This is a genomic window from Nocardia anaemiae NBRC 100462 (assembly GCF_001612725.1).
Classification (GTDB): Bacteria; Actinomycetota; Actinomycetes; order Mycobacteriales; family Mycobacteriaceae; genus Nocardia; species Nocardia anaemiae.
The window spans coordinates 413,856-431,232 of the sequence record NZ_BDAZ01000008.1; the positions used below are offsets into that span (position 1 = coordinate 413,856).

Here is a 17,377-nt window from a genome sequence, read left to right on the forward strand (position 1 = left end):
TGGATTCCCAGGCGCTTACGCGACCGGGCCTCCGAAGATCTCGATGGGCTTGCTGTCGGCCGAGATGGTCACGAGCGCGCGCTTGGTGTCCTTGCGCTTGCCGTAACCGAAGCGGGTCCGCTTGCGCTTGCCCTGACGGTTGGCGGTGTTGACGCTGGTCACCTTCACACCGAAGACCTTCTCGACGGCGATCTTGATCTGCGTCTTGTTGGAATCCGGGTGCACGATGAAGGTGTAGGTACCTTCCTCGATCAGTCCGTAGGACTTCTCCGAGATGACCGGCGCCAGCAGAATGTCGCGGGGGTCGGCGATCGTGGTCACTTGCTGTCCTCCTGTGCGGATTCGGCGGGGCCGTGCACGAAGGCGTTCAAGGCCTCGACGCTGAACACCACTTCGTCGCTCTCGAGCACGTCGTAGGTGTTGAGCTGATCCGGCGCGATCGGGTGCACGAACTCCAGGTTCTGCACGCTCTTCCAGCCCGCGATGTCCTCACGTCCGAGGACGAGCAGGAACTTCTTCCGGTCCGACAGCTCGGACAGGAACGACTTCGCGGTCTTGGTCGACGGGGTCTGACCCGAGACCAGTTCGGTGATCACGTGGATGCGCTCGTTGCGCGCACGATCCGAGAGGGCGCCGCGCAGCGCGGCGCGGATCATCTTCTTGGGGGTGCGCTGGCTGTAGTCGCGCGGCTGCGGACCGTGCACGGTGCCACCACCGGTGAACTGCGGCGCGCGGGTCGAACCCTGACGGGCGCGGCCGGTGCCCTTCTGGCGGTACGGCTTCTTGCCACCACCGGAGACCTCGCCGCGCGTCTTCGTCGCGTGCGTGCCCTGGCGTGCGGCGGCAAGCTGCGCGACGACGACCTGGTGCATCAGCGAGATGTTCGCGGTGACATCGAAGATCTCCGCGGGGAGCTCGACGGTGCCGTTGGTCTTGCCGCCGAGTTCCTTGACCGGGAGGGTCAGGTTGGTCTTCTTCTCGACGCTGGTCATGCGTGCGCACCACCCTTCACTGCGCTCTTGACGGTCACGACGCTGCCCTTGCGACCCGGGATCGCGCCCTTGATCAGCAGCAGACCGTTCTCGGCGTCCACCTTGTGAACCGAGAGGTTCTGCGTGGTGACGCGGTCGTTACCCATGCGACCCGACATGCGCATGCCCTTGAACACGCGGCCGGGGGTGGCGCAACCACCGATGGAACCGGGACGACGGTGCACCGCCTGGGCACCGTGCGAGGCACCCTGACCACGGAAGCCGTGGCGCTTCATGGTGCCTGCGAAGCCCTTGCCCTTGCTGGTGCCGGTGACGTCGACGTAGGCGCCCTCTTCGAAGACATCGGCGTTGATCTCCTGGCCGACCTCGAAGGTGGAGGCGTCCGCGATCCGGATCTCGGCGACGTGGCGGCGCGGGGTGACACCGGCCTTGGCGAACTGGCCGGAAACCGGCTTGTTCACCTTGCGCGGGTCGATGGCGCCGAAGGCGACCTGGACGGCGCTGTAGCCGTCGCGCTCCACGGTGCGGATCTGGGTAACGACGTTCGGTCCGGCCTTGATTACGGTCACGGGGACGACGCGGTTCTTGTCGTCGAACACCTGGGTCATACCGAGCTTGGTGCCCAGGATGCCCGCCGCTGGCCTGTTCTTGTTGTCAGTCATGATTCGAGTCCCCGTCACTGAATGTTGACGTCGACGCTGGCCGGGAGATCGATGCGCATCAGGGCATCAACCGTCTTCGGCGTCGGGTCGAGGATGTCGATCAGCCGCTTGTGCGTCCGCATCTCGAAGTGCTCGCGCGAGTCCTTGTACTTGTGCGGCGAACGGATGACGCAGTACACGTTCTTTTCGGTCGGCAACGGCACCGGCCCGACCACACGGGCCCCGGTGCGGGTCACCGTCTCCACGATCTTGCGCGCGGACGCGTCGATCGCTTCGTGGTCATAGGCCTTGAGCCTGATGCGGATCTTCTGTCCCGCCACGCTAAGTGTCCTTTTCTCCGCTTATCGTTCGTGGTCCGGAAGCCGGGTTCCGTACCACCTTCAATTGCACAGCCCGAACACACGAAGACGTCTCAGAGGAGACCGCGATCGGGACATGCCCGATCCTCGCCGCTGTTCATCTGTCATGGTTCTCCGGTCCACGCGGTCGGGCGTGTCGCCCCGATCTCTGATCGGAATTCAACGCAGCCGCTCATTCCTCGGCCCCGGCTCGAAACTTCACCTGGCCTGGAACGTTTGTCCCGGACGCACCCACGCTGGATGTCCAGCGAGGTACACGATTGGGTGTTGCTCGCCTCACCACCCGCCACAACCGCCGAACGGCATGACCCGGTGCAAGGCAACCCGAACAGTATGCCCGACCGAGTTGGCGACTTCAAATCCGCCCCCTACCAACGCTTCCTCAGCAGGTCAGGGCGTGAATCCCGGGCGCGCCCATACTACTGCCGCCAATGAACTTACTTCTGAGTAAGATAGAGCCATGACGAAACCGACCGCGACCCATCGGATCTGGAACAAGCTGCCGGACAACCGGCTGGGGCACACCCTGTTCTCGCTCGGCATGGTGGCCCGGGTGCCCTACTTCGGGACGGTGCTGCCGAGCGTCGTGCGGTTGGAGCCGGGACTGTGCGAGGTGACCTCGCCGAAATGGTTCGGCATCCACAACCACCTGGGCACCTTCCACGCGATCGCGGCCTGCAATCTGGCCGAGGTGGCCATGGGCATGCTGAGCGAGGCCACGGTGCCCGATAGCCACCGCTGGATTCCCAAGGCGATGAATGTGCAGTACCTGGCCAAGGCCGAGACCGGTTTGCGCGCGGTGGCGAAGCTGGCCGAGGTGCCCGACTTCAGCCGGATCACCGAGGGGCAGGAGCTGACCGTCCCGGTCTCCATCTACGACAAGCACGGCCTCGAGGTAGTGCACGCCGACATCACGACCTGGATCACGCCCAAGTAGGTGAGCGCGCCGGAGTCTCGAGGCAGCGCGGGCCTTACTGCAGACCGTCTGAAGCAGGTGTGCAGGTCACACCCGAGGTGTGCGGTTCGCCGCATCGGCCGGGAGCAGTATTGCGGGCGAACGGACGGAGCGGTTTGAATGCGAAGCATGGGTGACAGGGCGGTCCGGGAGTTCGACCTCTGCGTGGTGGGGCTCGGACCGACCGGTCGGGCGCTGGCGCATCGGACGATGCGGGCCGGGTTCCGCGTCGCCGCCGTCGATCCGCGGCCGGACCGGTTGTGGCCGCCCACGTTCTCCTGCTGGATCGATGAGCTGCCGGAGTGGTTGCCATCCAGCGCGATTGCCGCCCGCATTCCGAAGCCGACGGTCTGGACGAAGACCGAGCATCGGATCGACCGCCCCTACTGCGTGCTCTCGAAGACCGGACTGCGCGATGCACTTCCGCTCGACGATGCCACCGTCGTCGCCGGGCGGGCAACTCGCGTCGACGCCAACGAGGTAGAGCTCGCGGACGGCACGATCCTCAGGGCCGCAACGGTTTTCGATACCCGCGGGCTGCCGACACCGGGACAGCGCCGCGCCGCCAGCGCGCACGGCATCTTCGTCGACGCCGAAACCGCCGCGCCCATGGTGACCGAGAGCGAGGGGCTACTGCTGGATTGGCGGCCGGAGAACGGCGCGGGACCCGATGCGCCGCCGTCGTTCCTCTACGCCGTCCCGCTCGGTGACGGCACGGTGATCTTCGAGGAGACCAGCCTCGGCCTGCGCGGCGGCATGCCACAGCACGAATTGCGCAGGCGCACCCTGAACCGTCTTGCCGCCCATGGCATTCGACTCACCGGCACCGAGCCCACCGAGGCCGCGCACTATCCGCTGGACCAGCCACCGCCGAAAAAGGGCACTGCCCAAGCGATTCCATTCGGCTCCCGCGGCGGCATGATGCACCCCTGCACCGGCTACAGCGTCGCCGACTCGCTGACCCTGGTCGACATCGCCGTCGCCGCCCTTCGACAAGGCCGCGACCCGATCGCCGAACTCTGGCCGTGGCAGGCCCGCTTGGTCTATTGGATGCGCATGCGCGGCCTCTGGGGTATGGGCCGCCTGACGACCGAACAGTCCATCTCGATGTTCGATGCCTTCTTCAGCGCCTCGCCCCGCGGTCAGCGCGCCCTGCTCTCCGCCCATGACGACTACGCCGCCCTCGGCGCGGTCCTCTTCAATACCGTCGCTCGCACTTGGCCGTTCCGCTGGCGTTACGACCTGGTCGGCTGGACGAATCGAAACCGCTGGGCCGGTTTCGACTTCGCCGCAGCCGAACGCGAAGAGCGACGGATCGGCTGACGAAGATCAGGCGCCGGTTTCGGCGGCGCGCTGGTAGCCGCGGATCGCCGGGTACGCGAATACGACGATGAGCCCGACCACCCAGGCGACGGTCTTCAACAGTGGTTCGGCGACGGCACCGCCGTAGGACAGTCCCTTCATCGCGTCGATGGCACAGCTCATCGGCTGATTCGCCACCACATCCTGCAACCAGGTCGGATACGCGATCACCGGCACGAACCCGGAATTGAAGAACATCAGCAGGGTATTGACGATGCCGATAACGCTGACCAGCATGACGCCCTCGGTAATGGTCGCCAGCGCCGTGACCAGCACCGCGAAGCCGACGCCGAACAGCACCGGGATGCCGATCAATGCGATGGCCGCCAGCGGCCCCTGCCCGAAGCGGAAGCCGAGCGAGAAGCCGACCGCGATCACGAACAGCGTGGTGACCAGCACCCGGACCGCCTCGGCGAACAGCCTGCCGGTCAGTCCGGCCGCCCGATGCACCGGCATGGTCCAGAACCGACCGAGCAGCCCGGTGAACTTCTCACCCTTGAAGCCGAGCGCGCTGACCACCGCACCGGACATCGCCGCGACCAACGTGATCAGCGCGACCTGTCCATAGATGCTCGGCTTACCGGTGGCCGCGGTGATCGAATTGCCGAGCACGACGCGGAACATGAACAGCGTCAGCGCCGGATAGAGCAGCGTCTGGATGGTTGTTGCGGGATCGCGCGCCCACACCAAGAGCAGCCGCTTGCACTGGATCAGACTGTGCGTGATCCAGGTCGACAGCGCGCGTTCGGATGGCGTGGCCACCCGCGGCAGCGGGTCGAATCCGTCCACCTCGGTGCGCTCCAAGGTCTCGACCGAACTCATGACCGCCTCACACTCGCCCAGATCGCCAACGGAGTGAAGACGATCGCCATACCGCCCAGCCAGGTCAGCGGCACCCACAGCACATCCCAGCTCACCCCGTCATGGGCCATATCGCGCATCGCGAAGGAGAACTGGGAGATCGGCTGATTGCGCACGAACGGCCGGATCCACATCGGAAAACTGCGCTCCGGGACGAATCCACAGGACAGCATGCCGAAGATCAAGGTGGGCAGCGTCAATGCCTGACTCAGCGATTCCGGACTCTTGGTCAGGCTGCCGAGCGCGTCCGCGCCGAGTGCGAGCACGGTACCGACCGCGATGGAGAAGACGCAGAACAGCACGGCCTGACCGAGTCCGGCTATGAAGCGGAAGCCGATCATGTAGCCGAAGATGATCGCCGCGGTCAGCGCCGTCAGCGAACGCACCAGGCCAGCGCCGATGCGTGCGCTCAATGGCACAAGCGCGCCGATCGGCATCGTCTGTAGTCGAGTGCTCAGACCGGTCAGCGCCTCGTACGCGGACAGCTGCGCATTCGACATCATCGTGAACGCCATGGTCTGCAGCACGATGATGGGCATGACGAACTGGGCGTAGTCGATGCCCTGGAACTTCATCACGAACCGCAGCGGCAGATAGAACCCCAGGGTGAACACCAGCGGGGTGATCATCGCGACGATCAGTTCGCCCTTGACGGCCATCGTCCGCACAATGCGTCCGGCCAGCGCTCGCCACTGCGCGAAGTAAGAGAGTCTGGCCACGGGCAGCTCGGCGAAGAGCAGCGCCGAATCGGGCCGCTCGACGGTTGGGGAACTCACTAGTGGCCGCCCGAATGGCCGGTGATGGAAAGGAAGACATCGTCGAGCGAGGGCCTGCGCAGCGCGATATCGGCCAATTGGATCCCGGCGGCGTCGAGCCTGCGCAATGCCTCCGACAGCGTGGTCGCGCCGTCGGGTGCGGGAATCGAGATCCGGTCGCCGCCATCGAGGTCGGCGAGCACGGCGGCGGGCACCAGATCACCGAGTGCGTTGGCGGCCTTGCCGAGCTGACCCGGATCCAGCGGGACCACCTCGCAATAGCTGCCGCCGGTCTTCTCCTTGAGTTCGTCGGCGGTGCCCTCGGCGATCACCGTGCCCTTATCGATGACGATGATGTTGTCGCTGAGCACATCGGCTTCCTCGAGGTACTGCGTGGTGAGCAGCACTGTGATGCCCTGATTCTTCAGCGCGGTCACCAGATCCCACACGCCCTGCCGACTGCGCGGATCCAGACCGGTGGTCGGCTCGTCGAGGAATACCACCTCCGGACGCACCACCAGCCCACAGGCGATATCGACCCGACGACGCATACCGCCGGAGTAATGGCGCACCGCGCGACGGCCCGCGTGCACCAGGTCGAATTCCTCGAGCAGGGTGTCGGCGCGCTTGCGGGCGGCCGATTTGCCCAGGCCCATCAGGCGGCCGAACAATTCCAGGTTTTCCCGACCGGAGAGGTTCTCGTCGAGCGCGGCGTACTGGCCGGTCATCATGATCGAGCGGCGCACACCCGCCGGATCCTTCAGCACATCGTGGCCCGCGACAACGGCGGTGCCGGAGTCCGGGCGCAGCAGGGTCGACAGCACTTTGACCATGGTGGTCTTGCCCGCACCGTTGGGCCCGAGGATGCCGAGCACGCTGGCCCGCGCGGCGGTGAAGCTGATGCCCTGCAGCGCGTGCACATCGCCGAATGACTTCCGGACATCCGCAACCGCGACCGCGACGTCACCACCATCGATGGGTGGTGGCTCGCTGGTATGCGAATCCGCTTGGTTCAAGCTCGGCATCAACTCTCCACTTTGTCTGATCGGCGGCGTTCGCGGGGCCTTGGGCGGCGACCGCGGGTCGCCAAGAGTGTGGGCAATGAATACATCCCGGTTGGTGATCCCTGCCGCCAAGCGTGATGTTACCGGCAGGGCCATCTCCGCAGGGCCGACCGAGCCATACCCAGTGAACTGCGACCTAAGTGTGTCCTTACTCACATTTCTTCCCGCTGCTCCGCCCGAGCGGAGAACGTCGCTGGTGACGGCCCTCCAGGGGCAGCGTAGGGGCGGTGGCGCCACCTTGTCCGGCCGTCGCGGCGACCATAGTCTGCTAATGGGGGAACACGCACTCACTCGTTTGCGGCAGCGCTGCTTCGCCAAGCGTTCAGCGGCTGCGGTGGATCGACCCTGCGAGAGGTGACCATGGCCGAGACCGCGCAGCCGAGGCTGGCAGCGCATACGGGAGGATCGGGCCGACCGAACGTGCTGACGTCCTATGACCCGCGCACCGGCGAAATCGTCGGCAACTACGCCGTGATGGGCGCTGGCGAAATCAACCGCACCGTGCGCGCCGCCCGCTCCGCCGAAAAGTGGTGGGCGGAACTGGGATTCAGCGCCCGCAAACGCTGGCTACTGGATTGGAAACGCAGTATCGCCAGGCGCGCAGGCGAATTGGTGGAAATCCTGTGCGAGGAAACCGGAAAACCGGAGGCGGACGCGGCAATCGAGGTGATGCTCGCCGTCGAGAATCTGGATTGGGCGGCCCGCAATGCCGCGCGCGTGCTGGACCGGCGCAAGCTCGGCTCCACCTGGCTGACCCGCAATCAGCACGCCTCGGTCGGCTATCTGCCGCTCGGTGTGGTCGGCGTGCTCGGGCCGTGGAACAACCCGGTGTTCACCCCGATGGGCTCGATCGCCTACGCGATGGCCGCTGGCAACGCCGTGGTGTTCAAACCCGATGAGCTCACCACCGGTGTCGGGGTCTGGCTGGCCGACAGCTGGAACCGGCTGGCGCCGAATCAGCCTGTGCTGCAGGTCGTTACCGGGGATCACGCCACCACGGCGGCGCTGTGTCGGGCCAAGGTGGACAAAATCGCCTATGCCGGTTCGGATGCGGGCTCGCGCGAGGTGATCAAGCTGTGCGCGCAGACCTTGACACCGGTGGTGGTCGAGCGAAACGGCAAGGGCACCATGGTGGTCCACGTCGACGCCAAACTCGACGAGGCGGCCGAGGCCGCCGTCTTCGGCGCGATGGCCAATGCTGGCCAGAACTCCACCGGCATCCAGCGGGCCTATGTCGCCAACTCCGTCTACGACCGATTCCTGGAACTGGTGATCGAACAGGCGCGGCGGCTGCGGCCCGGCGCGGATAAGCGCGCGTCCTACGGTCCGATGATTCTGGAATCGCAGGTCGACGTGGTGCGCAAGCAGGTGCGCGACGCGGTGGCCAGGGGCGGGCGCGCGGTGGTCGGCGGACTGGATTCGATTCGCGATCCCTATATCGAACCGATCGTCTTGACCGACGTGCCGGAGGAGAGCGTCGCGATTACCGGCGAGGGCATCGGACCGCTGCTGATCGTCAACAAGGTCGCGAATATGGACGATGCGGCGCAACGGATCAACGCGGTCGGCAATGGTGTCGCGGTGTCGGTGTTCACTCGCGACGTGCACGGCATCGAATCCTTCGCCGAGCAGCTTCGGGTCGGCGTTGTGACCATCAATTCTTCGACCGCGTATGCCGGAATTCCGGCGCTGCCCTTCGGCGGGGTCGGCGAATACGGGCAGGGACACCATCACGGCGATCAGGGACTGCGCGAGTTCAGCCGGACGCTGGCGATCGCGCGCAAGCGGTATCGGGCGCCGGTGAATCTGTCCACCTTCGACCGGCGTCCTCGCCACCTGCGCACCGCCAAAGCCATCTTCCGGATGCGCCACGGTCGCTAGCGCCGCGGTGACTCCGCGCATCCGGCACGTCCCGTGATCGGTGGCGGGGTGCCCGCGCGATCAGTCGGCGAAGACCGGCTTGCGCTTGGTGAGCATGGCGGTGGCGCCCTCGAAGAAATCGGGGGACTGGAGCAGTTCGCTCTGGCCGGACTTTTCGGCGGCGAGGGTGGAGTCCAGTGCCGAGAGGGTTGCGGCGTTGAGTGCCTTCTTGGTGAGTTCGAGTGCGCGGCGCGGGCCCGCGGCGATCTTGGCGGCCGCGGCCTCGACCTTGGCGTCGAGTTCGTCCTCCGGAACCACGGCGGTGAACAGCCCGGCCGCCTTGGCCGCTGGCGCGGGGAGTCGCTCGCCGAGCAGTGCCATTTCCGCGGCCAGCGGGCGTCCGGCCGCGGCGGCGACCATGGACGCGGCGCCGCCGTCGGGCATCAGACCGATATTGATGAAGGCAAGCAGCAGGTAGGAATCCTCGGCGGCATAGACCAGATCGGCGGCCAGCGCGATGCCGACGCCGACACCCGCGGCCGCCCCCTTGACCCGCGCGATGACCGGAATCGGCGCGTCCACAATGGCTTTCACGAGCCGGTTGGCCGCATCCATCACCATGTCCGAGGTGATCCCGCGCTGCGCCTCGGAGGCGGTTGCGGCAAGATCGGCGCCGGTGCAGAAGTCGCCGCCCTCGCCGGTCAATACGATCACCCGCACCGAACGGTCCTCGGCGGCTGCGAGGAAGGTGTCACCGAGGGCGACCATCGTGTCGTAGTCGATGGCGTTCTTGCGCTTGGGCTTGGTGAGCGTGACCCGGAGCACCTTGCCGTCGCGGACGGCACTGAAACCCGCGGATGTGGTCGCCGAATCGGGGTTGCTCATTTGGTGCTCCTGGTCTGGAATCCGGCGGGGCATTCCCATGAATGGTGGTTAACTTTGCGAATTGTGGTTAACTTAGGATGATTTGTCCGGCGCTGTCAACCAGCGGCGCCGTAGCGGAACGGAGAGCTGGATGGTCGCGGATCGCAGCGAGGTCGGTCTCGCTTCCGCGCGGCCTGACACAGCTGCGAGCAGGACGGGAGCCGAGCCTGCCCAGTCGGTGCGGCGGCGCCCGAAGGATCGCAAGGTCCAGATCATCCGGGCCGCCGCGCGCGCGTTCAGCGAACGCGGGTATTACCCGGTCGGCGTCGACGAGATCGCCGCCGAGGTCGGCATCTCCGGGCCCGCGCTGTATCGCCACTTCGCGAATAAGTACGCCCTGCTGGTCGCGGCCGCCGAAGAAGGCGCCTTGCACCTGCTGAAGATCGCGCGGGCGGCGGACGATCCGAATCTCGATCCGGAACCCAGGCTCGACGCCCTGATCAAGGCGATCAGCGAACACACCATCGATATCCGTCGCGAGGCCGGACTGTACCGCTGGGAGCGGCGCTACCTGGAGGCCGACGACCGCGCCCGGATCAGAAAGGTCTACGACGCGCTCAACGCGACGCTGGCCGAACCGATCGGACAGCTGCGCCCCACCGCACCACCCGCCGACGTGGCAATGCTCGCCGCCGGGGTGCTCAGCGCCATCGCCAGCATCTCCTCGCATCGCACCACGCTCGCCACCGCCCGGCTGATGCCGCTGCTGCGCGAGATGAGCTGGTCGATCCTGCGCGCCGAACTGCCACCGGCACCGACCGAGCCCGAGCCCGCACCGGCCACCCGCGGCCTGCCGGTCACCTCGAAACGCGAACAGTTGCTCACCGAGGCGATCCGAATCTTCGGTCGCCAGGGCTATCACGAGGCCAGCATCGAGGAAATCGGCGCGGCCGTCGGCATCAACGCCTCCAGCGTCTACCGGTACTTCACCAGCAAGGCCGACCTGCTCGCCGCCGCCTTCTACCGCACCGGCGACCGGTTGGCCATCGCGATCACCGAGGCGCTGGCCGAGGCCGCCAGCCGTCCGGACGCGGCCCGGCGCATCGCCTACCGCTATGCCAGGCTCACCTTCTCGATGCCGGAGATCCTGCCGGTCTACTACGCCGAATTCAGCAATCTGCCGCAGGCCGAACAGCACAAGCTGCGCGTCATCCAACGCCAGAACGTGCTGGAGTGGGCCAACCTGCTCGACGGCGATTCGGTGGAGGCGCGCTTCCGCGTGCACGCCGCCATCGCTCAGGTGATCGACGTGGGCCGATTGACCAAATTCGACCCACGTCCCGAGCAACTGGCCCGAGTCTGCGCCCTGATGGAGGCCGTGCTCCTCGGCTTCGAATAGCGGCTGATCGCCGAGGCGGGATCCAAGGCGGATCCTCTCGCATCCTCGACTGCGACGATGGAGCGATGAACGACAACGGAGACCCTGTGCTGTACGCCATCGTCACCGGCGCGTCCGCGGCTCGCGATGTCGGCAAGCTCGTTGATCTGGCTCGAGCCGACGGGTGGGACGTGTGCGTGATCGCGTCGCTGGAGGGGCGGCGGTTCATCGATACGGATGCGCTGGCGGCCGAGACGGGGCATCCGGTACGCACCGAGTACAAGGACCCGGGTGCTCCCGATGTGCTTCCGCCCGCTGATGCGATGATCGCCGCGCCGATTACGTGTAATTCGGTTGCGAAGTGGGCGGCCGGAATCTCGGATACGTTGCCGCTCGGTTTGTTGGTCGAAGCGGTGGGCAAGGGGTTGCCGGTCGTCGCCGTGCCCTTCTCCAGTCGGGCGCAAATCAGCTTTCCCGCAGTGCAGGAGGCGATTCGCAAGCTGTCGAGTTGGGGCGTAGCGATGATCGACATCTACGAACAGCAGGAGCCGGACGCCGGGGAGAACTCTATCGACGAGTTCCCCTGGGCCGCCGCATGGCGAGCGGTGCGTGCGGATCCACGCAGCCCGCACCCGAGTTAGCCCGGAAAGTTCGCACCCACCATCGGCGCCAACGCGGCAGAGTGATCCCGAACACAAGTGTGCCCGCACGAGCGACTATGTTGATCGGCTATGGCTTACCTGGTTACTGGAGCAACTGGGTTCATCGGTCGATTTCTCATTCCCGAGCTGCTGAAACGGGAAGGGGATGTGCATGTGCTGGTCCGGCCCGGGGTTGATTCGGCGGATCGGTATACCTGCTGTGCTCGGGAGTGGATGGGTGGCGAGCGGGTGCGGGCGGTGCGCGGGGATATGGGCGCACCCGGGCTCGGTATCGATCCAGCGTGGATCGCCGAGCATCGGGGTTCGATCGAGCATGTCTTCCATCTGGCATCGAGTTACGACCTCGCCGAGCGCGGCGGCGGCACCAGACATGTCATCGATGTCGTGCGGGAGCTGGAAGCCACTCTGCTGCATCATGTTTCGACGGTGGATGTGGCGGGCGGATTCGACGGACTGTTCACCGAGGACATGTTCGACGAGGGGCAGGTGCTGAGTTCGCCCATGCAGCGGGCGAAATTCGAGGCCGAGAAGATTGTGCGCGAATCCGGGTTGGGCTGGCGGATCTATCGGCCCTCGATCGTGATCGGACACTCGCGCACCGGTGAGATCGATCGAATCGAGGGTCCGTACTATTTCTTCCGGCTGCTGCGGATGGCCGCGCAGTTGCCGAGGCTTCTGCCGGTGCTGGTGCCGAAACTTGGGGAAACCAATATGGTCCCGGTCGATTTCGTGGCTCGCGCACTTGCCCACATCGCCCACCGACCCGACGCCAACCACACCACCTACCACCTGGCCGATCCGCGTCGACAGAGCGCCGCCGAGGCGCTGAATCTGTTCGCCGACGAGGCCGGTGCGCCGCATCTGGTGGAGGTGATGCCCAAGCGCACCCTCGAGATGATGCTTCGCGTGCCCGGCACGAGCTGGCTGCTCCCCCGCGTCGGCGTCCCCCAGGATGTGTTGGAGCACAGCGAATTCAGCTGCTGGTTCGACTGCCGCAACGCCACAGCCGCACTCGCGGGCACCGACATCAAGGTGCCGCCGCTGGCCGCTTATGCCCCGCTGATCTGGAAGTACTGGATCGAGAACTGGGTCTGATCAGCCCGCCCGCTCGTATTCGGCTCTGGCCGCGTCGATTTCGTCGATGTGCTCGATGGCCCAGTCCCGCAGCACATCGACGGCGGCACTGAGACTGCGACCGAGCGGTGTCAGCGTGTATTCGACGGTGACCGGCACGGTCGGATAGACCGTGCGCGACACCATGCCGTCGCGTTCCAGACCGCGCAGCGTCTGGGTGAGCATCTTCTGCGTGATGCCCTGCACCTGCCTGCGCAGCTCCGAGAAGCGCAGCGTTCCCGGCTTCAGGGCCAGCAGCACGAGCCCGGTCCAGCGTTCACCGAGCCGATCGAAGACCGCGCGGGACGGGCAGTTCAGGTTGAAGATATCGTATGCCATGGGATCGTTGGTATCCACCAGGTACCTATACCACTAATTACTGCCTTCTTTCATCCGGAAACCAACCCTCTTAGTGTCGTTTTCATCGCAACGACCAGGAGGAAGTCAGATGAAAGCCCTTGCAGCAACTGGTGATCCGACCCTCGTCCGCTTCGCCGAGAAACCTGAACCCACGGCCGCCGCCGATGCGGCGATCATTCAGGTAGAGGCGTTCTCGGTGAACCGCGGCGAGATTCTCGCCATGACCGGCGCCTATGGCACTGCGACCGCACCGGGCACGGTCATGGGACAGGACGTTGTCGGCAGGGTCATCGCGGCCGCCGCCGACGGGTCGGGGCCTGTGGTCGGAACCCGGGTGGTCGGTCATGCGCAGGACGGTGGCTGGGCCGAGCGGGTGGCCGTCGCGACCTCCGCGCTGGCCGAACTGCCCGACACCGTCACGGCCACCACTGCAGCCGCCCTGCCACTCGCGGGTTTGACCGCATTGCGCCTGCTCCGGCACGTCGAGGCCCCGGCAGGCAAGAAGGCACTGATCACCGGGGCGTCCGGTGGCGTCGGCCACTATCTGGTGGAATTGGCAACGGCCGCAGGCATTTCGGTGACCGCGGTGGCGGCCTCGCCCGAACGCGGCGCGCGGCTGGCCGAACTCGGCGCGACTGCCGTCGTCCATGATGTCGCGGACGCCGATGGACCCTTCGATGTCATCTTCGAATCGGTCGGCGGCGATGTCTTCGCGGCCGCGCTCGCCCGGATCGCACCCGGCGGCACCGTGCTGTGGTTCGGCCAGGCGAGCCTGCAACCGATCCGGCTCAGCTTCTTCGAATACCTCACGGTCACACCGTTCACGCTGCGGCATTTCCCGCACTGGGTCGCCGATACGACCGATGCCGAGGATCTGCGGGTACTGGTCGACCTGACGAGCACCGGCCGCCTGCATCCGGAGCTCGGTAGGGTCGCCGACTGGGCCGAAACAGCGAGCGTGCTCACCGATCTCAACAACCGCCGGATCCGCGGCAACGCGATCCTCACCATCGACGCCTGAAGGAGCGATCATGTCGACCACCGAGCAGACCCGCGCCACCATCCTGGCCTATATCGAGGCACTCGGATCCGGTGACGCCGAGCGGGCCGCCGGGTTCTTCACCCCCGATTCGACCTGGACCCTGTTCGGCGATCTGCCGACCGCGCGCACCTGGACCGGGCCGGAGGAGATCTTCGGGCAATTCGTCGCACAGATGCTCGAGCGAATGGATATGTCGCGACCGATCGGTCAGGAGGTGCGGACCGTGCTTGCCGACGGCGCGCAGGCGGTCGCCGAATGGACCACCCGCGCGACCACCAAGGCGGGCGAACCGTACGTCAATAATGTGGCGATCGTCTTCCGGGTCGCGGACGGCAAGATCGCCGAGGCCCGTGAGTATTTCGATACGGGCTATGCCCAGCGCACGTTGTTCGCCTAGTCGCCCGTGACGGTCAGGTAGATCAGGGCCACGTTCAGCAGGCTGATGATGATGGCGACGAGCCAGGCCAGGCTGGTGGTCACCCGGTGGTTGACGTCGGCGCCCATCAGGATGCGGTCGCTGGTGAAGCGGACCAGCGGGATCAGGGCGAAGGGAATGCCGAACGACAGCACTACCTGCGAAATGATCAGTGCGCGAGTGGGATCGATGCCGACCGCGAGGATGAGGATGGCCGGGATGAGGGTGACCATGCGCCGGACCAACAGCGGAAACTTGCGGTTCAGCAACCCTTCCATGATCATCGCTCCGGCATACGCGCCGACCGAGGTCGATGCCAGACCGGAGGCCAGCAGGCCGACCGCGAGCAGCAGCGCGGCCACGGGGCCGAGCGCATCGCCGACGGCGGCGTGCGCGCCCTCGAGGGTGTCGACATTCTCGCGGCCGCGCAGGGTGTTCGCGGCCATCAGCAGCATGGCCATATTGACCGTGCCCGCGAGCACCATGGCCAGTCCGACGTCATATCGGGTGACCCGCAGCAGCCGGGTCCGCAGCGGACCGACCTCGGGCTGACCGTGGCGGTCCCTGGCCAGTCCGGAGTGCAGATACACCGCGTGCGGCATGACGGTCGCGCCGATCATGGCCGCCGCGAGCAGCACACTCTCGGTGCCCTGGAACCGCGGCAGCAGACCACCGACGGTGCCGGAGACCGACGGCGGTGAAATCACCACGCTGGCCAGGAAGCCGATCGCGATGATGGCGAGCAGACCGGTGATCACCCGCTCGAACGGCTTCTGCCCGCGCTGGTTCTGCACCAGCAGCAGCGCCATCGAGACCACGCCGGTGATCAGCCCGCCGACCAGCAGCGGCAGGTCGAACAGCAGCTTCAGCGCGATCGCGCCGCCGACCACCTCGGCCAGATCGGTGGCCATCGCGACGGTCTCGGCCTGCACCCAATAGGCAAGGCGCACTGGACGACTCGACTTGGATCGCACCGCCTCCGGTAGCGACATACCGGTGACCAACCCCAGCTTCGCGGAGAGGAACTGCACCAGTCCGGCCATCACATTGGCCATCACGATGACCCACACGAGTAGGTAGCCGAACTGGGCGCCCGCGCTGATATTCGACGCGACATTGCCGGGATCGACATAGGCGATGGCCGCTACGAAGGCCGGGCCGAGCAAGACGCTGACGGATCTCGCCCGGGTCGTCGCGTTCCGCGCCGACTCAGCCAGGGTTGTACTCATAGAACAGAATTTTACGGCTTCCCGAACTTTTCGTTTAGTGCTCCCCGCCTCCCGAACCTTCAGGCCGGACTCAGGCGTCACAAGCGTCACATCGGCGGCCGTCGGTCGGGCTTCGTCAACTCAGCCCGTCCCCGACGAGTTACCCATGTGCTGCAGAAATCAACCGTCACCTAACGCAGGACAAAAAATACCGACCGCCGCGACTGTGCGTAAAGTCACAATCACGGCGGTCGGTTTGAGACCGTGAATCAGGTCAGAGCCCGAGGCCCTTGGCCAGGGTCGGCCAGGAGTTGTGCAGCTCGTCGTTCCAGTAGCCCCAGGAGTGGGTGCCGTTGGGACGGAAGTTGAAGGTGGCCGGGATGCCAAGCGAATCCAGCTTCGCCTTCATGTTGTTGGTGCAGTAGTTGGTGCCCGCCTCGATGACACCGCCGATCAGGATCTGATTGGCCAGACCGCCCGGGCCGGGCAGCGTGTACGGGCCGTTGAGGGTGTCGTACGGGCCGGGCAGACCGTTGCCGGTCGAGATGTAGAGATCGGTACCGCGCAGACCCTCTGCATTCACATAGGGGTCGTTCGCCACCCACTCCGGCCCACCGACGGGGCCCCACATGTTGTCGACATTGCCGCCGCCCCAGGTCTCCACGGTCAGCCTGACGAACTCCGAGCCGACCGGATCACTGGTCTGGGCGCAGCCGCTGTAGGCCGCGGCGGCCTTGTACAGACCCGGCTTGGCGATCGGCAGCGCGAGCACAGTGGTGCCCGAGGTGGAAAGGCCCGCAATGGCATTGGTGCCGTTGGTGCCGAGCGCGCCATCGATCAGCGGCGGCAGTTCCTCGGTGAAGAAGGTCTTCCACTTGTTGCGGCCGAGTACCGGATCATCCTTGATCCAATCGGTGTAGTAGCTCCACTTGCCACCGATCGGCTGCACCACATTGACGTCCTTGTCGCCGAGGAACTTCAGCGCATCGGTCTTGGCCACCCAGGACGCGCTGTCCTCGCCGCCGCCCGCGCCGTTGAGCAGGTAGAGCACCGGACGCGGCGCCGAGGCATCGGCGGGGCGCTGCACGTCGACCGGGAAGGTCCGGTCCATGGCCGCGGACCAGACGTAGAGGCGGATGCTGCGGTCGTCCTTGTACTCGGCCTTGGTGATCTTCGAGCCGTCCGGCGCGACCGGGTTCGCCAGCAGCGTCTTGGAATCGATGATCGGGTCTGCCGTCGCGGTAGATGCGCCGAAACCGGACATGACTCCCGCGAATACCGCGGTTGCCGCGATCACCGCCGCCGCACGTGTGCCGCGACGCCGGATCAGACTACGCATCAATTTCACACCTTCACTTCGTATCGTGATTACGGGAGGGCTTCCCATTGCCGCGGGCATGCACCGCGGCCGACCATACGGCCTATTTAGTCGTGACGATAGTGGACGTCGTTACCACAATGTTGC

General features: G+C 66.0%; 19 protein-coding genes. 8 read left to right on the top strand and 11 right to left on the bottom strand.

What is annotated here, in order from left to right; translation table 11 throughout:
- Positions 1-15: 15 nt before the first annotated feature.
- From rplW to rpsJ, 4 genes are read right to left on the bottom strand one after another with little or no spacing between them, the layout of a single operon-like run.
- On the bottom strand, positions 16-321 hold the full coding sequence (gene rplW, locus NA5_RS07490; RefSeq protein ID WP_040686547.1) for a 50S ribosomal protein L23: 306 nt from the start codon (positions 319-321) through the stop codon (positions 16-18).
- A complete protein-coding gene (gene rplD / locus NA5_RS07495; protein WP_062983236.1) occupies positions 318-992 on the bottom strand; it encodes a 50S ribosomal protein L4 in 675 nt (224 codons plus the stop codon). The genes rplW and rplD overlap by 4 nt, the downstream gene beginning before the upstream one ends.
- Positions 989-1,654 carry a 50S ribosomal protein L3 gene (rplC, locus tag NA5_RS07500; RefSeq protein WP_062983238.1) on the bottom strand — a complete coding sequence of 222 codons (666 nt, stop codon included), beginning with the start codon at positions 1,652-1,654 and terminating at the stop codon, positions 989-991. Before rplC ends, rplD begins: the two co-directional genes overlap by 4 nt.
- A gap of 14 nt (positions 1,655-1,668) precedes the next feature.
- Positions 1,669-1,974 (bottom strand): 30S ribosomal protein S10, encoded by a 306-nt coding sequence (gene rpsJ / locus NA5_RS07505; RefSeq protein ID WP_003938093.1) that lies wholly within the window; start codon positions 1,972-1,974, stop codon positions 1,669-1,671.
- Between the two features lie 499 nt (positions 1,975-2,473).
- On the opposite strand from rpsJ, the gene NA5_RS07510 reads away from it, so the two are divergent.
- Together NA5_RS07510 and NA5_RS07515 are read left to right on the top strand one after the other, a co-directional pair.
- Positions 2,474-2,950 (top strand): hotdog fold domain-containing protein, encoded by a 477-nt coding sequence (locus tag NA5_RS07510; RefSeq protein WP_062983240.1) that lies wholly within the window; start codon positions 2,474-2,476, stop codon positions 2,948-2,950.
- Positions 2,951-3,097: 147 nt separating this feature from the next.
- Entirely contained in the window at positions 3,098-4,291 is a 1,194-nt protein-coding gene (locus NA5_RS07515; RefSeq protein ID WP_062983242.1) for a lycopene cyclase family protein, read from the top strand.
- Positions 4,292-4,297: 6 nt separating this feature from the next.
- On the opposite strand, the gene NA5_RS07520 is transcribed toward NA5_RS07515, so the two are convergent.
- From NA5_RS07520 to NA5_RS07530, 3 genes are read right to left on the bottom strand one after another with little or no spacing between them, the layout of a single operon-like run.
- Positions 4,298-5,152, bottom strand: coding sequence for an ABC transporter permease (locus NA5_RS07520; protein WP_062983244.1), 855 nt, complete (start codon positions 5,150-5,152; stop codon positions 4,298-4,300).
- Positions 5,149-5,931: an ABC transporter permease gene (locus NA5_RS07525; RefSeq protein WP_371856379.1), complete on the bottom strand. Its 783-nt coding sequence runs from the start codon at positions 5,929-5,931 to the stop codon at positions 5,149-5,151. Before NA5_RS07525 ends, NA5_RS07520 begins: the two co-directional genes overlap by 4 nt.
- A gap of 35 nt (positions 5,932-5,966) precedes the next feature.
- Entirely contained in the window at positions 5,967-6,971 is a 1,005-nt protein-coding gene (locus tag NA5_RS07530) for a daunorubicin/doxorubicin resistance ABC transporter ATP-binding protein DrrA (RefSeq protein ID WP_062983248.1), read from the bottom strand.
- 399 nt (positions 6,972-7,370) lie between these two features.
- On the opposite strand from NA5_RS07530, the gene NA5_RS07535 reads away from it, so the two are divergent.
- On the top strand, positions 7,371-8,891 hold the full coding sequence (locus tag NA5_RS07535) for an aldehyde dehydrogenase family protein (protein ID WP_084483947.1): 1,521 nt from the start codon (positions 7,371-7,373) through the stop codon (positions 8,889-8,891).
- A gap of 60 nt (positions 8,892-8,951) precedes the next feature.
- Here NA5_RS07535 and NA5_RS07540 read toward each other — a convergent pair whose 3' ends face one another.
- Positions 8,952-9,755, bottom strand: coding sequence for an enoyl-CoA hydratase-related protein (locus tag NA5_RS07540; RefSeq protein WP_062983382.1), 804 nt, complete (start codon positions 9,753-9,755; stop codon positions 8,952-8,954).
- 130 nt (positions 9,756-9,885) lie between these two features.
- Between NA5_RS07540 and NA5_RS07545 the strand changes: the two genes are divergently transcribed.
- The 3 genes from NA5_RS07545 (at position 9,886) to NA5_RS07555 (ending at position 12,869) form a co-directional block, all read left to right on the top strand.
- Positions 9,886-11,133, top strand: coding sequence for a TetR/AcrR family transcriptional regulator (locus NA5_RS07545; RefSeq protein WP_062983250.1), 1,248 nt, complete (start codon positions 9,886-9,888; stop codon positions 11,131-11,133).
- Between the two features lie 65 nt (positions 11,134-11,198).
- Positions 11,199-11,753 (top strand): flavoprotein, encoded by a 555-nt coding sequence (locus NA5_RS07550; RefSeq protein ID WP_062983252.1) that lies wholly within the window; start codon positions 11,199-11,201, stop codon positions 11,751-11,753.
- Between the two features lie 90 nt (positions 11,754-11,843).
- A complete protein-coding gene (locus NA5_RS07555) occupies positions 11,844-12,869 on the top strand; it encodes an SDR family oxidoreductase (RefSeq protein ID WP_062983254.1) in 1,026 nt (341 codons plus the stop codon).
- Here the strand turns inward: NA5_RS07555 and NA5_RS07560 are convergent, their stop codons facing one another.
- Positions 12,870-13,226, bottom strand: a complete 357-nt coding sequence (locus tag NA5_RS07560) for a winged helix-turn-helix transcriptional regulator (RefSeq protein WP_062983257.1) — start codon at positions 13,224-13,226, stop codon at positions 12,870-12,872.
- Positions 13,227-13,335: 109 nt separating this feature from the next.
- Here NA5_RS07560 and NA5_RS07565 point away from each other — a divergent pair, with 109 nt between their 5' ends.
- A complete protein-coding gene (locus NA5_RS07565; protein WP_062983259.1) occupies positions 13,336-14,268 on the top strand; it encodes a zinc-binding dehydrogenase in 933 nt (310 codons plus the stop codon).
- A 10-nt stretch (positions 14,269-14,278) separates the two neighbouring features.
- On the top strand, positions 14,279-14,686 hold the full coding sequence (locus NA5_RS07570) for a nuclear transport factor 2 family protein (RefSeq protein WP_062983260.1): 408 nt from the start codon (positions 14,279-14,281) through the stop codon (positions 14,684-14,686).
- Here the strand turns inward: NA5_RS07570 and NA5_RS07575 are convergent.
- Entirely contained in the window at positions 14,683-15,933 is a 1,251-nt protein-coding gene (locus NA5_RS07575; protein WP_062983262.1) for an Nramp family divalent metal transporter, read from the bottom strand. The genes NA5_RS07570 and NA5_RS07575 overlap by 4 nt on opposite strands.
- A 253-nt stretch (positions 15,934-16,186) precedes the next feature.
- Complete coding sequence (locus NA5_RS07580; RefSeq protein ID WP_174555208.1) at positions 16,187-17,176, bottom strand: alpha/beta hydrolase; 990 nt, start codon at positions 17,174-17,176, stop codon at positions 16,187-16,189.
- Positions 17,177-17,377: the final 201 nt, after the last annotated feature.

Excerpts from the sequence above, each read along its gene's own strand:
- rplD (WP_062983236.1), bottom strand. The coding sequence starts at position 992 with ATGACCAGCGTCGAGAAGAAGACCAACCTGACCCTCCCGGTCAAGGAA.
- rplC (WP_062983238.1), bottom strand. The coding sequence starts at position 1,654 with ATGACTGACAACAAGAACAGGCCAGCGGCGGGCATCCTGGGCACCAAG.
- NA5_RS07510 (WP_062983240.1), top strand. The coding sequence starts at position 2,474 with ATGACGAAACCGACCGCGACCCATCGGATCTGGAACAAGCTGCCGGAC.
- NA5_RS07515 (WP_062983242.1), top strand. The coding sequence starts at position 3,098 with ATGGGTGACAGGGCGGTCCGGGAGTTCGACCTCTGCGTGGTGGGGCTC.
- NA5_RS07520 (WP_062983244.1), bottom strand. The coding sequence starts at position 5,152 with ATGAGTTCGGTCGAGACCTTGGAGCGCACCGAGGTGGACGGATTCGAC.
- NA5_RS07530 (WP_062983248.1), bottom strand. The coding sequence starts at position 6,971 with ATGCCGAGCTTGAACCAAGCGGATTCGCATACCAGCGAGCCACCACCC.
- NA5_RS07535 (WP_084483947.1), top strand. The coding sequence starts at position 7,371 with ATGGCCGAGACCGCGCAGCCGAGGCTGGCAGCGCATACGGGAGGATCG.
- NA5_RS07540 (WP_062983382.1), bottom strand. The coding sequence starts at position 9,755 with ATGAGCAACCCCGATTCGGCGACCACATCCGCGGGTTTCAGTGCCGTC.
- NA5_RS07545 (WP_062983250.1), top strand. The coding sequence starts at position 9,886 with ATGGTCGCGGATCGCAGCGAGGTCGGTCTCGCTTCCGCGCGGCCTGAC.
- NA5_RS07550 (WP_062983252.1), top strand. The coding sequence starts at position 11,199 with ATGAACGACAACGGAGACCCTGTGCTGTACGCCATCGTCACCGGCGCG.
- NA5_RS07555 (WP_062983254.1), top strand. The coding sequence starts at position 11,844 with ATGGCTTACCTGGTTACTGGAGCAACTGGGTTCATCGGTCGATTTCTC.
- NA5_RS07560 (WP_062983257.1), bottom strand. The coding sequence starts at position 13,226 with ATGGCATACGATATCTTCAACCTGAACTGCCCGTCCCGCGCGGTCTTC.
- NA5_RS07565 (WP_062983259.1), top strand. The coding sequence starts at position 13,336 with ATGAAAGCCCTTGCAGCAACTGGTGATCCGACCCTCGTCCGCTTCGCC.
- NA5_RS07570 (WP_062983260.1), top strand. The coding sequence starts at position 14,279 with ATGTCGACCACCGAGCAGACCCGCGCCACCATCCTGGCCTATATCGAG.
- NA5_RS07575 (WP_062983262.1), bottom strand. The coding sequence starts at position 15,933 with ATGAGTACAACCCTGGCTGAGTCGGCGCGGAACGCGACGACCCGGGCG.
- NA5_RS07580 (WP_174555208.1), bottom strand. The coding sequence starts at position 17,176 with ATGTCCGGTTTCGGCGCATCTACCGCGACGGCAGACCCGATCATCGAT.